We start from the raw sequence: 13,047 nt of genomic DNA on the forward strand, positions 1-13,047 counted from the left end.
CGCTGCGGGTCAGTTGCACCGAAGCCACGAACTGATTCGCCTGAGCTGTCAGGCTCATGTTTCAGATCAATGAGTTAAAAGAAGGAACTCCCAGCGTCAGCAGGATAGACAAGAGTACTACGATGGCCATTAGCTCGATGAACGTGAAGCCAAGGGGCGCAAACATCCTGTTGTGCACCGTGTCAAACCCTCCGCAAGTTCCATCCATGGTTGGGGTCGGCATGCGAAAATGTCGAAAATTCAATCAGCACTGTCGACAGTGTTAATGGCAGAGCAGATCTCCAACGAGAACTGTCGCTGCTTTTATATATGGGAAACGGGATGCCTGTCGCAAAAATGCCGGCGTGGTGCCGGCATTTCCATCAGAGGATACGCAACTCTGGCGGCACCTCGAATACTACGTTTTCCTCGCGACCAGGGTGTTCTGTCACTATCGTGCCCCCCAACTCACGCAGACGGGCGATGACATTTTGTACCAGCACATCGGGGGCAGAGGCCCCCGCGGTCACCCCGATACGCTCCACACCGTCCAACCAGCCCGGTTCGATCATGGAGGCATCGTCGATCAGGTAGGCTCGCGCCCCCACCTTCTCGGCCAACTCCCGCAGGCGGTTGGAGTTGGAGGAGTTGCGCGACCCGACTACAAGCATGGCATCCACCAGCCCCGCCATCTCCCGCACCGCATCCTGACGGTTCTGGGTGGCGTAGCAAATATCGTCTTTGCGCGGCCCCTGGATCTTGGGGAAGTGCTTGCGCAGCGCATCGATGACGTCAGAGGTCTCGTCCACGCTCAGGGTGGTCTGGGTGACGAAGCAAAGATCATCCGGGTTCTTCACCTTGAGCCTGGCCACATCCTCCGGCGTCTCCACCAGATACATACCCCCTTCCGTATTCTCGTACTGCCCCATGGTGCCGATCACCTCGGGGTGGCCCGCGTGACCGATGAGTACGGCCTCGGATCCCTTGCGACTGGCACGATGGACCTCCATGTGCACCTTGGTCACCAGCGGACAGGTGGCATCGAATACCTTGAGAGCACGGGACTTGGCCATCTCGCGCACCGTCTTGGCCACGCCATGGGCGGAGAAGATGACGATGCTGTCGTCCGGCACCTCGTCCAGTTCCTCGACAAACACGGCTCCCGCCTCCTTCAGCTTGTTCACCACATAGCGGTTATGCACCACCTCGTGACGGACATAGATGGGGGCACCGAACTTCTCCAGCGCGCTCTCGACTATGCTGATGGCACGGTCGACACCGGCGCAGAAGCCACGCGGGTTAGCCAGCAAAATATCCATCAGCTCACCTTTTCCTCGTCATCCACGCCCAGGATCTCCACCTCAAAGGTAACGGTGTGACCCGCCAGCGGATGGTTGAAATCGACCGTCACCGACATTCCTTCCACCGCCCGGATGATCCCCGGCAATTCGCTGCCGTTGGGCTGATCGAACAGGATGATGGTACCGACCTTGGGCTCCACATCGGCACCAAACTTGGCTCTGTCCAGATGGTAGATGTTGTCGGGATTGGAGAGGCCAAAGGCCTCTTCCGGCGGCAATGTGAAGCTCTTGCTATCACCTTGCTTGAGCCCCAGCAGGCACTGCTCGAAGGTGTTGGTCAGGCTGCCATCCCCCATCCGCAGGCGGGCTGGTTTGCCGTGCAGCGCCGTGCTGTCAGCTACCGAGCCGTCTTCCAACTTGATGGAGAAGTGAAACAGCACACAGCTGTCTGCAACAATCAGCTGGCTCATTGCGTCACGTCCTTCTTCTTTTCACTGCGAAAACCGTCCAGCACTATCATGGCGGCGCCGATGAAGATGAAGCTGTCGGCCAGATTGAATGCAGGCCAATGAGCACGCTGCCAATAGAAGTCGAGGAAATCGACCACGTGGCCCAGCACCAGCCGATCAAAGACATTGCCAAGCGCCCCGCCGATGATGAGCGAATAGGCGATGCCGCTCCAGCGCTGAGTCACCGACTGTTTGCGCAACCAATGGATCAGCAGACCACAGATGGCAAACGCCAGCACGGCGAAGAACCAGCGCTGCCAGCCGCCCTGATCAGCCAGGAAGCTGAAAGCCGCCCCCTTGTTGTAGACATGGACCAGGTTGAAGAAGGGGGTGATCTCCACTCCCGGGTAGCCAAATGGCAGCAGCTTGACCACGGCGAGCTTGCTCGCCTGGTCCAGTACAAAGGCCAGCACTGCCAGCCACAGCCAACGCAGGCCGCTTTTATGGTGAGTCATGTTCATCAGGCAAATTGACGAGTTTCGCCGTCACCCTCGACGTTGGTGACACAGCGGCCACAGATCTCTTCGTGACCCGCGATGGTGCCCACGTCTTCCACATGGTGCCAGCAGCGGTCACACTTGGCGGCGGCAGACTGGGCCACGCTCAGCCACAGGTCGTCGCGCTCGGTCGCCACGGCGTCTGCCGGGGCAGCATCGACGCTGACGACCTTGGCCTTAGAGGTGAGCAGCACGAAGCGCAGCTCATCGGCCAAGGCGTTCAGACGCGCAGCCAGTGCCGGCTTGGCGAACAGGGTCAGTTCGGCCTGCAGGGAGCCACCGATGCGCTTCTCGCCACGGGCCACTTCCAGTGCCTTGTTCACTTCACCGCGCACGGTGAGGATTTCGGCCCAGAAATCGTCGTTGAGGGTTTCACCTGCTTCCAGCCCGAACAGGCCGTCATACCACTCCTCGGTGAACACGAACTCGCCGCGCTCACCCGGCAGCAGAGCCCAGATCTCGTCGGCAGTGAAGCTCATAATGGGCGCCATCCAGCGCACCATGGCTTCGGCGATGTGATAGAGGGCGGTCTGGCAGGAGCGACGGGCCAGACTGTCGGCCTTGGCGGTGTACTGGCGATCCTTGATGACGTCCAGATAGAAGGAGCCCATCTCGATGGAGCAGAACTGCATCAGCTTCTGGGTCACGCCGTGGAAGTTGTACTCGTCGAACGCCGCCATGATCTCGGCCTGTACCGCTTTGGCACGACCTACGGCCCAGCGATCCACCACTACCATGTCGGCAGGCGCCACCATGTCGGTCGCCGGATTGAAGCCGTTCAGGTTGGCCAGCAGGAAGCGGGCGGTGTTGCGGATACGGCGATAGGCGTCGGCAGAGCGCTTGAGGATCTCGTCGGAGACGGTCATCTCGCCGGTGTAGTCGGTGCTGGCGACCCACAGACGCAGGATGTCGGCACCCAGCTTGTTCATCACGTCCTGCGGGCTCACCACGTTGCCGATGGACTTGGACATCTTGCGGCCCTGACCGTCCACAGTGAAACCGTGAGTCAGTACCTGGTTGTAGGGGGCCTTGTCTTTCATCGCCACGCCGATCATCAGGGAGGACATGAACCAGCCGCGGTGCTGGTCAGAGCCTTCCAGATACATGTCGGCCGGATTGCCATTGAACTCGGGACGGGCATCGACCACGGAGGAGTGGGTCGAACCTGAGTCGAACCAGACGTCCAGGGTGTCGGGCACCTTGTCGTACAGGTTGGCGTCGCTGCCCAGCAGTTCGGCCTTGTCCAGATCCCACCAGGCCTGGATGCCGGACTGCTCGACCCGCTTGGCCACCTCTTCCATCAGGCGCACGGACTCCGGGTGCAGCTCCTGGGTCTCCTTGTGAACGAACAGGGAGATGGGCACTCCCCAGGTACGCTGGCGGGAGATACACCAGTCAGGACGGTTCTCGACCATCGCCTGGATGCGGTTCTTGCCCCAGGCCGGTACCCAGCCGCTCTGGCCGTGCTGGGCAATGCCATCTTTCTCGATGCGTTCGATCTCTTCCAGCGCACGCTTGCGCAACCCCTTCTGCTCCATGCTGATGAACCACTGGGGGGTGGCACGGAAGATGATCGGGGTCTTGTGACGCCAGCAATGCGGGTAGGAGTGGTTGAACACCTTGTGGTGCAGCAGGGCACCGCGCTCGGTCAGTACCTCGACCACGGAGGCGTTGGCCTTGAACACATGCTGACCGGCAAACAGTTCGGTATCCGGCAGGTAGACGCCGTTGCTGCCAACCGGGTTGGCGACTTCCAGACCGTACTTCTGACCGACCACGAAATCTTCCTGACCGTGGCCAGGGGCGGTGTGCACGGCGCCGGTACCGGCATCCAGGGTGACGTGATCACCCAGTACCACGGGGACGTCGAAACTGTAGAAGGGGTGGTTGAAACGCAGCAGTTCGAGCGCCGCACCCTTGGCATAGCCCAGGTTGTGGAACTTCTCGATACCGGCTCTGTCCATCACGTCCTTGACCAGCTCGGCGGCCAGGATCAGGCGCTCGGGGTTGTCACCTTCCACCTGTACCAGGGCGTAGTCCAGATCGGCGTGCATGGCGATGGCGCGGTTGGCCGGCAGGGTCCAGGGGGTGGTGGTCCAGATCACGGCAGAGAGCGGGCCCTTGCCGGCATGACCTTCAGGGCAGTCGAACTTGGCTGCCACTGTCGCCTCGTCGACGGCCTTGAAGCGTACGTCGATGGAGGGGGAATTTTTGTCGTAGTACTCCACTTCGGCTTCCGCCAGCGCGGAGCCACAGTCGGTACACCAGTGCACCGGCTTGGAACCCTTGTGCAGGTGACCATTGGCGACAATCTTGGCCATGGAGCGGATGATGTTGGCTTCGGTGCCAAAGTCCATGGTCAGATAGGGGTGTTCCCAGTCACCCAGTACGCCCAGGCGGATGAAGTCGGTCTTCTGCGCTTCGATCTGGGTCTTGGCGTATTTACGGCACTCGGCGCGGAACTCGGCGGCGGAAACCTTCTCCCCCGGCTTGCCGACCATGCCTTCCACTTTCAGCTCGATGGGCAGACCGTGGCAATCCCAGCCCGGCACATAGGGGGAGTCGAAGCCGGAGAGGCCCTTGGACTTGATGATGATGTCTTTGAGGATCTTGTTGACCGAGTGACCGATGTGAATGCTGCCGTTCGCGTAGGGAGGGCCATCGTGCAGAATGAAAGAAGGCTTGCCCGCTTTGGCGCGGCGAATGGCGCCGTAAAGATCCTGATCGTACCAACGCTTGAGCATGTTGGGTTCACGCTTGGCCAGATCGCCACGCATCGGAAACTCGGTTTCCGGCAGATTCAGGGTGTGTTTATAGTCGCTCATCAGTCCTGGGTTCCCTTCTTTTCTAAAAGAGTGCTGGGTAAATTGAATGGTGGCAGCCCGAACCAGGCTCGGGCCGCCAGGGCATCTCGTTCGATCTGCTCTTTCAAGGCGGTGAAAGAGGCAAACTTCTGCTCTTCGCGCAGCTTGTGGCGAAGCAGCACCTTGACCTGCTGACCGTATAGATCACCAGAAAAATCAAATAGATGTACTTCCAATCTAGCTTGTGTACCGCTCAAGGTCGGCCGTACACCCACATTGGCGACACCGGGGAAGGTCTTGCCGGAACATAACACTTCCACCGCGAACACGCCACCGACCGGGATCACCTGCCGTTTAAGCGCGAGATTGGCGGTGGGAAAACCTATGGTGCGCCCCAGCTTGTCGCCGTGGGCCACCCGACCGCTGATGGCGTAGGGGCGGCCGAGCATCAGCTCCACCTCCGCCATGCGACCAGCTGCCAAGGCCTCGCGCACCAGGGTGCTGCTGACCCGCTGGCGTTCGACCTGGAAGCTCTGGGTGCTGATCACTTCAAAGCCGAAACGACGGCCCGCCGCCTCCAGCAGATGGAAATCCCCCTCTCGCCCCTTGCCGAAGCGAAAATCATCGCCCACCACCAGATAATGCACGCCCAGCTTCTCCACCAGCAGCTGCTCGATGAAGGTGCTGGCAGCCTGTTCGGCGAAGCGATGCGTGAAACGCACGCAGAGCATGCGATCTATCTGCATCCCCTTGAGCGCTTCGTACTTCTCCCGCCAGCGGCTGAGACGAGCAGGAGCGGCATTCCCCGCAAACAGCTCCAGCGGCTGCGGCTCGAACAACATGACGCAGGCGGGCAGGCCAAGCTGCACGGCTTTCTCCTGCAATCGGACCAGCACCGCATGGTGGCCCTGATGAACCCCATCGAAGTTGCCTATGGTCAATACACAACCCCGGTGGCGGGGCTTGATATTGTGAATGCCGCGAATGAGTTCCATCAGTGCCTTGTGCGTTGCTGCCATGGAAATCGGCGGATTATATATCAGGCAGCAGGCAGGGTCAGCCCTGCTGTTGAGCCGATTTCAGGTATCTGGCCCGGAATCCGGGCCTCATCAGCCTCATTGCTGACCCGATTTCAGGTGTCTTGGCCTGACCCCCAGCACCAACAGGACGATCCCGTACAACGCCCCCCCAAGGCAGAGCAGCAGGGTCAGCTCCAGGCTTGCCTTGCCCATGCTCCAGGCTCCCCACTGGGCGAGATCCGGCGACAGATAACCAAGCAGGCCCCCCATCAGCAGGGTCGCTGCCAGCAGCTTGAGGCAGAACACCCCCGTGTTGCGGGAAGGACGATAGACCGCCTGCTGATACAACCCCTTGAACAACAGAGCCGCATTCAGGGTACCGGAGCAGGCGGTGGCGAGCGCCAGCCCCACATAGCCCAGGGGATAGATGAAGATGAGGTTGCATACCATGTTGGCCACCATGGCCATGATGCCGATCCGCACCGGGGTCCTGGTGTCCTGGCGGGCGTAGTAGCCAGGGGCCAGCACCTTGATCAGCATCAGCGACAGCAAGCCCGTGGTGGATGCCAGCAGGCTGGCGCTGGACATGGCCACCTCGTGCATGCCGAACTCGCCGCGCATGAACAGCACCCGCAGTATGGGCTCGCGCAATACCGCAATCCCTACCATGGCGGGCAGGCCGAGCAGCATCACCATGCGCACCCCCCAGTCCATGGTGCGGGAGAAGTCGGCCGGATCCGCATCCACATGCTTCCTGGCAAGCGCCGGCAGGATCACAGTGCTGATGGCGACAGCAAACAGGCCAAGGGGAAACTCCAGCAGGCGATCCGAGTAATAGAGATAGCTGATGGCACCGGTCGCCAGGAAGGAGGCCAGCATGGTGTTGATCAGCAAATTGATCTGGCTGACCGAGACGCCGAACAGCGCCGGTATCATCAGGGTGCGGATCTTCACCACACCGGGATGGTGCCAACCCCACTTGGGCCACACCAGCATGTTGATCTGACGCAGGAAGGGGTACTGGAACAGAAACTGCACCAGGCCGCCGAGGAAGACGCCGATCGCCAGCGCGATCTCGGGCCGCTCCAGCAACGGGGCTATCCACCAGGCCGCCGCAATCATGGTGAGGTTGAGAAACACCGGCGTGAAGGAGGAGACGGCGAAGCGACCGAAGGTGTTGAGAATGGCCCCGGCCATGGCGGTGAAGGTGATGAACCAGAGATAGGGGAAGGTAATCTTGAGCATCAGGCTGGCCAGCTCGAACTTCTCGGCCGCCGGCCCGCCGTGCAGCCAGTCCCAGAACCAGCCCCAGCCGAACAGGGCCGTCAGCACACCGGAACCCAGCACACCGAGCAGGGTGACTATGGTGACAATGCCGCCAAGGGTGCCCGCCACTGCGGCCAGCAACTCGCGAACAGCCTGTTCGTCACCGTTTTTCTTGTACTCCGTCATCACGGGAACAAAAGCCTGGTTGAAGGCCCCTTCGGCAAACAATCGGCGCAGGAAGTTAGGAATGCGGTTGGCGAAGAAGAAGACGTCTGCGGCCACCCCGGCACCGAGCAGATTGGCGATGACCACATCGCGCACCAAGCCCATCACGCGGGACGCCAGCGTCATTCCGGACACTATCATGCCGGATTTGATCAATTTCTTACTCAAGACGAGGCCTCTGGAACTGTCAGAAAGAAAAGAATGCTGTTAGAATCGGCCGACAGTTTAACCGTCTCCCATCTGACACACCACCGGGGGGCGGTGTTTATTTGCACAAATCATTTGACAATATGTGGTTGGGAAGGCATATTTCCGGGCCTTTTCAATACACTCGCTAAGACAGTTTTAGGAGTTTTACCTTGGCTAACATCAAATCTGCTAAGAAGCGTGCTCTTCAGTCAGAGAAACGTCGTCAGCACAACGCCAGCCGTCGTTCCATGACCCGTACTTACCTGAAGAAAGTGATCGCTGCCATCGCCTCTGGCGACAAGGCTGCTGCCACTGCCGCTTTCGCTGTTGCTCAGCCGATCATGGATCGTATGGCGACCAAAGGCCTGATCCACAAGAACAAAGCTGCTCGTCACAAGAGCCGCCTGTCTGCCCAGATCAAAGCTATGGCTTAATCAGCTTCGGCTGAACAAAGCTAAAAAAACCGGCCTTAGTGCCGGTTTTTTATTTGGGTTCGCTACAATACAACCTGTGCAACAATCCAATCATCTCGCGTACCTCATGGCTGCGCAGCGAATAGTAGACCGTCTGGGCCTCTTTTCGTGTCGTCACCAACTCATCGCGCCGCAACACCGCCAGATGTTGTGACAGCGCCGATTGACTCAGTCCAAGTACCTCGTTGAGTTCCCCCACCGACAACTCCCGCTCCAGTAACTGGCACAGAATGAACAAGCGCCGCTCATTGGCCAGCGCCTTGAGCAGGGTGACCGCACGTCCGGCATTCGCCTCCATCTCTTCCAACTGCATCGCATTCCCTCCCCTGCAAGACAGGAATCATACCCCCTGACTCATCGATTTAAAATGACAGGGTTGCTGGCTGAATGGTGGTGAAGTCCTCCTGACCGGCAAACAGGAAGGAGAAATCACTCTCACACACCCGCTTCACCGCCGGATGCTGGATCATCCGCTCTGCAAAGATGACGTAGTACTCCTCCATCAGATCCTGGGTTTCTCCGATCAGCATCACCTCCTCCCCCTCCAGAATCTCCTCCCGATAGATGGTCGGCGCCATGAAAATACCCTGATTGAAGAAGCCAAACGCCTTCATCAGAGCCGCATCGTCGAACTCACCCAGGATGCTGGGAGAGATGCCCTGCTGCTCGAACCACTGCGTCAACTGTCGACCCATGGCGGTACGCCGGCCCGGAATGAGCAGCTTGCGCTCCTCCAGACAGGCGGGAAAAGGCTTTTCGGGCAGCGGCGCCTTGCAGAAGAAGCTGACGCCACACCCCCCCAACCGCTTGGAAAGCAGACCGGCGTGCTGGCTGGAATCCACCGGGCAGTCGGAGAGGATCATGTCGAGCTTGTGTTCGCTCAGTTGCTCCAGCAGCAACTCGTGAGTCGATTCGAAGCAGCGCAGGTGGATGGAGCCGTCATTGGGGATGACAGAGAGCAGCACCCGACTGGCGAGGCGCTTGGAGAGTGCATCGGCGATGCCGACGTCGAACAGGATCTGGCTCTCCTTGCGGTAGTTGACGATATCCAGCATCTCGTAAGAGAGGCTGAACATCTTGTCGGCATAGCGAAACACCAGTTGGCCCAGCTCGGTGGCCTCGAGGGAACGCCCTTTTCGGATCAACAGCTTGCCGCCCAGGCGCTGCTCCAGCAGCTTGATCTGACCTGTGACGGTCTGGGGAGTGAGAAAGAGGGCTTCCGCCGCCTGGGTGACGGAGCCCTTCTTCTGAGTCATCCAAAAATAATAGAGATGGTTGTAGTTAAGGTGTGACATCCGGTGGGGTTCCCGCGCCGCGCGGGCTCCGATAGCAGCTGAGTTCAACCGCCAGAATGTCATACATGTCGCTGATCGAGTCAACTTTGTTTGCGCCGAACTGCTCTTGCAGGGTGATCTTGAGGCGGGCCGGATCCGGCATCCGCTCCCCGCAGTAACGCTTGTTCGACTGCTTGACTCTCTCGCCAGCCCGGCTGCTCAGGGCCCGTTCAGCAAAGGTCTCGCCGAATTGGGCCTTGGCCTGCTTGTCTCCCAGCATAAGGGCGCTGTCTACCACGCCATTGAGGTAAGCCGAACAACTGGCCGACGTTGCATCCTGCTGGCACTCCGCCAGACTATTCGCCCAGAGTGCCGGACTCGCCAGCATGACTAACCATCCGAGTCTTCTCATAACCCCTCCGTGCTTTGATTCGCCTCCCGATTGGGCAGCGATATCCGCAGGGCGATAAAACCGATCACGGCCGCCAGGGTGGATCCCACCAGGATACCGAGGCGTGAGTAGCTGCCGTAGTCCAGTCCGCCATGCTCGAATGCCAGCGACGCGATGAACATCGACATAGTAAAGCCGATGCCACACAGGATGCTGACGGCAAAGATCTGCTTGAAGTTGACGCCACTCGGCAGCTGGGCAATGCCGAGTTTCACCGACAGCCAGCTGATGGTGAAGATGCCGAGGGGCTTGCCGATGAAGAGCCCCAGTATGATGCCCATGGGCACCGGGCTGAGCAGATCTGACAGCTGGATCCCGTCGAGGGAGACACCAGCGTTGGCAAAGGCAAACAACGGCAAGATCAGATACGCGCTCCAAGGATGCAGCGCATGCTCCAGGTGCTTGAGCGGCGAGGCATAACGCTGCCCGGAGATAGGGATCATGAAGCCAACGATGACGCCAGCCAGGGTCGCATGAACACCTGACTTGAGCACGGCCACCCAGAGCACCAGACCCACCAGCATGTAAAGGCCGATCCTGTCCTCACCACGGCGATTCATCCAGAGCAGAGTAAGGGTCGCCACTATACCGACCGCCAGTGCGGTCAGCGACAGCTGTTGGGTATAGAACAGCGCGATGATGATGATGACCCCCAGGTCATCCATGATGGCCAGGGCCAGCAGGAAAACCTTCAGGCTGGTCGGCACCCGTTTGCCAAGCAGCGCCATCACCCCGAGGGCGAAGGCGATATCGGTCGCAGCCGGGATGGCCCAACCGGCCCGGGTGACTTCGTCCTCGTAGTTGAAGAAGGCATAGATGAGTGCAGGGGCCAGCATGCCGCCCACGGCGGCGATGGCCGGGAAGGTGGCCTGCACCCGGGATGAGAGCGCCCCCTCCAGCATCTCACGCTTTACTTCCAGCCCGACCAACAGGAAGAAGAGCGCCATGAAGCCGTCGTTGATCCAGAGCAGCAACGGCTTGTTGATGTCCAGGGCGGCAATGCGCACCTGTACCTGAGTATTGAGGAAACTCTGATAGTGCTCCGCCAGGGCAGAGTTGGCCAGACCGATGGCCAGCAAGGCGGCCAGGATCAGAATTATTCCGGAGGCTGACTCCAGTTTGAGAAATCGCTTGAACACATCGCTCATGGTCTAACTATCCATAAAATTGTACTTTTTCAGTCTAGGGGCCGAGTGAACTAATGAAAAATCGTTTCTAACTGCCAATAACAACGGAAAAACCGAAGGCAAAATAAATCATGTCTGCTATAAGCACGTTTTACCCCGCCTTCTCGAACCTGTTCGCCATTCATTTCTTTGCATATTCATTCTGATCTGGAATAAAAAAGGCGCCCGCAGGCGCCTTTCGAACAGATGGAATAGCATAGCGGGAGATCCCGCCGAGAGCCGCTCGCCATCATGGCGGATGCGGGATCAGATGGCGACAGGGGCCTTGATACCCGGGTGAGGATCATAGCCCTGGATCTCGAAATCCTCGAACCTGTAGTCGAAGATGGAGTCCGGCTTGCGCTTGATCACCAGCTGCGGCAAGGAACGCGGCTCGCGGGAGAGCTGCAGCGCCGTCTGCTCCATGTGGTTGGAGTAGAGGTGCACATCGCCACCGGTCCAGACGAAGTCGCCCACGGCCAGATCGCACTGCTGGGCCATCATGTGGGTCAGCAGGGCGTAGCTCGCGATGTTGAATGGCAGACCGAGGAAGACGTCGCAGCTGCGTTGATAGAGCTGGCAAGAGAGCTTGCCGTCCGCCACATAGAACTGGAAGAAGGCATGACAAGGGGCGAGCGCCATCTTGTCCAGCTCACCCACGTTCCAGGCGGAGACTATGATGCGGCGGGAATCCGGGTTGTGCTTGATGTCATCCACCGCCTTCTGGATCTGGTCGATGACAGTGCCATCGGCCGCCGGCCAGGAGCGCCATTGGGCACCATAGACAGGGCCCAGATCGCCGTGCTCGTCAGCCCACTCGTCCCAGATGCTGACGCCGTGCTCTTTCAGGTAGGCAGTGTTGGTGTCGCCATTGAGGAACCACAGCAATTCATGAATGATGGAGCGCAGGTGACACTTCTTGGTGGTGACCAGCGGGAAGCCTTCCGCCAGATTGAAGCGCATCTGATGACCGAACAGGGAGACGGTCCCCGTGCCGGTGCGATCGGATTTGACTGTGCCTTCATCCAGGATCTTCTGCATCAGGTCGAGATAGGCCCTCATTGCTTTGCCTCCTTCGCTGCGTTGCCGAACAACTGCGGACGCTTGTAGGCAACCCAGATCATCAGGGCGCCGATGATGATCATCGGGGTGGAGAGGATCTGGCCCATGCTGATCTCCTGGAAGTAGAGACCCAGCTGACTGTCAGGCTGGCGTACGAACTCCACCAGGAAGCGGAACAGGCCGTAGAACAGCAGGAACATGCCGGAGATGGCGCCCCGTGGCGGGTTCTTGCGCCAGAACAGGTTCAGGATGATGAAGAGCACCACACCTTCCAGGGCGAACTGGTAGAGCTGGGAGGGGTGACGCGGCTCGGGGCCTGCCTCCGGGAAGATGATGGCCCAGGGCACGTCCGTGACCCGGCCCCACAGCTCGCCGTTCATGAAGTTGCCGATACGGCCGACGCCGAGACCGAATGGAATGAGCGGTGCCACAAAGTCCGCCACGGTGAAGAAGTGACGCTTGGTCTTGTGCGCAAACCAGATCATGGCGGTGATGACCCCGATCAGACCGCCGTGGAACGACATGCCCCCGGTCCAGATCTTGAACAGGTAGGTGGGATCGGCCAGGAAGAGATCGAAGTTGTAGAACAGCACATAGCCGATACGACCGCCCAGGATCACCCCGAGGAAGCCGTAGAACAGCAGGTCAGACACCTCGTTGCGGGTCCAGCCACTGTTGGGCGCGTCGGCGCGGCGGCCCGCAAGCCACATGGCAAAGGCGAAACCAAACAAATACATGAGACCATACCAGCGTACCGATAGTGGTCCCAAACTGAATGCTACGGGATCAATCTGCGAGAAAACCCAATATCCGTCGTGCTGCATGGCGCGGC

Annotated in this window: 13 protein-coding genes; 1 reads left to right on the plus strand and 12 read right to left on the minus strand. The window is 59.5% G+C overall.

Annotated features, from left to right (window positions below; genetic code table 11):
• Nucleotides 1-362: 362 nt before the first annotated feature.
• From ispH to murJ, 6 genes are all read right to left on the minus strand, one after another.
• The gene (gene ispH, locus ACB039_RS09245) at nucleotides 363-1,298 is read right to left on the minus strand and encodes a 4-hydroxy-3-methylbut-2-enyl diphosphate reductase (protein WP_042648823.1); all 936 of its coding nucleotides are present in this window, start codon (nucleotides 1,296-1,298) and stop codon (nucleotides 363-365) included.
• Entirely contained in the window at nucleotides 1,298-1,750 is a 453-nt protein-coding gene (gene fkpB / locus ACB039_RS09250; protein WP_042648824.1) for an FKBP-type peptidyl-prolyl cis-trans isomerase, read from the minus strand. Before fkpB ends, ispH begins: the two co-directional genes overlap by 1 nt.
• A complete protein-coding gene (gene lspA, locus ACB039_RS09255; RefSeq protein ID WP_042648825.1) occupies nucleotides 1,747-2,250 on the minus strand; it encodes a signal peptidase II in 504 nt (167 codons plus the stop codon). Before lspA ends, fkpB begins: the two co-directional genes overlap by 4 nt.
• Nucleotides 2,250-5,111, minus strand: a complete 2,862-nt coding sequence (ileS, locus tag ACB039_RS09260) for an isoleucine--tRNA ligase (RefSeq protein ID WP_042648826.1) — start codon at nucleotides 5,109-5,111, stop codon at nucleotides 2,250-2,252. The genes lspA and ileS overlap by 1 nt, the downstream gene beginning before the upstream one ends.
• Nucleotides 5,111-6,085 (minus strand): bifunctional riboflavin kinase/FAD synthetase, encoded by a 975-nt coding sequence (gene ribF / locus ACB039_RS09265; protein ID WP_042648827.1) that lies wholly within the window; start codon nucleotides 6,083-6,085, stop codon nucleotides 5,111-5,113. Before ribF ends, ileS begins: the two co-directional genes overlap by 1 nt.
• Nucleotides 6,086-6,205: 120 nt before the next feature.
• The gene (murJ, locus tag ACB039_RS09270) at nucleotides 6,206-7,768 is read right to left on the minus strand and encodes a murein biosynthesis integral membrane protein MurJ (protein ID WP_042648828.1); all 1,563 of its coding nucleotides are present in this window, start codon (nucleotides 7,766-7,768) and stop codon (nucleotides 6,206-6,208) included.
• 191 nt (nucleotides 7,769-7,959) lie between these two features.
• On the opposite strand from murJ, the gene rpsT reads away from it, so the two are divergent.
• Nucleotides 7,960-8,223 carry a 30S ribosomal protein S20 gene (gene rpsT, locus ACB039_RS09275; RefSeq protein WP_005308808.1) on the plus strand — a complete coding sequence of 88 codons (264 nt, stop codon included), beginning with the start codon at nucleotides 7,960-7,962 and terminating at the stop codon, nucleotides 8,221-8,223.
• 49 nt (nucleotides 8,224-8,272) lie between these two features.
• On the opposite strand, the gene ACB039_RS09280 is transcribed toward rpsT, so the two are convergent.
• The 6 genes from ACB039_RS09280 to lgt form a co-directional block, all read right to left on the minus strand.
• Nucleotides 8,273-8,575 carry a metalloregulator ArsR/SmtB family transcription factor gene (locus ACB039_RS09280; RefSeq protein ID WP_005332359.1) on the minus strand — a complete coding sequence of 101 codons (303 nt, stop codon included), beginning with the start codon at nucleotides 8,573-8,575 and terminating at the stop codon, nucleotides 8,273-8,275.
• Between the two features lie 49 nt (nucleotides 8,576-8,624).
• Nucleotides 8,625-9,557, minus strand: coding sequence for a transcriptional activator NhaR (gene nhaR / locus ACB039_RS09285; RefSeq protein WP_005332358.1), 933 nt, complete (start codon nucleotides 9,555-9,557; stop codon nucleotides 8,625-8,627).
• Nucleotides 9,544-9,924 (minus strand): hypothetical protein, encoded by a 381-nt coding sequence (locus ACB039_RS09290; RefSeq protein WP_371165579.1) that lies wholly within the window; start codon nucleotides 9,922-9,924, stop codon nucleotides 9,544-9,546. The genes nhaR and ACB039_RS09290 overlap by 14 nt, the downstream gene beginning before the upstream one ends.
• 20 nt (nucleotides 9,925-9,944) lie before the next feature.
• Nucleotides 9,945-11,135 carry a Na+/H+ antiporter NhaA gene (gene nhaA / locus ACB039_RS09295; protein ID WP_042648830.1) on the minus strand — a complete coding sequence of 397 codons (1,191 nt, stop codon included), beginning with the start codon at nucleotides 11,133-11,135 and terminating at the stop codon, nucleotides 9,945-9,947.
• 285 nt (nucleotides 11,136-11,420) lie between these two features.
• Nucleotides 11,421-12,215, minus strand: coding sequence for a thymidylate synthase (thyA, locus tag ACB039_RS09300; RefSeq protein ID WP_171272655.1), 795 nt, complete (start codon nucleotides 12,213-12,215; stop codon nucleotides 11,421-11,423).
• Nucleotides 12,212-13,039: a prolipoprotein diacylglyceryl transferase gene (gene lgt / locus ACB039_RS09305; RefSeq protein WP_041207083.1), complete on the minus strand. Its 828-nt coding sequence runs from the start codon at nucleotides 13,037-13,039 to the stop codon at nucleotides 12,212-12,214. The genes thyA and lgt overlap by 4 nt, the downstream gene beginning before the upstream one ends.
• Between the last annotated feature and the right edge of the window lie 8 nt (nucleotides 13,040-13,047).

The organism is Aeromonas sp. S2(2024) (assembly GCF_041402505.1).
GTDB lineage: Bacteria > Pseudomonadota > Gammaproteobacteria > Enterobacterales > Aeromonadaceae > Aeromonas > Aeromonas media.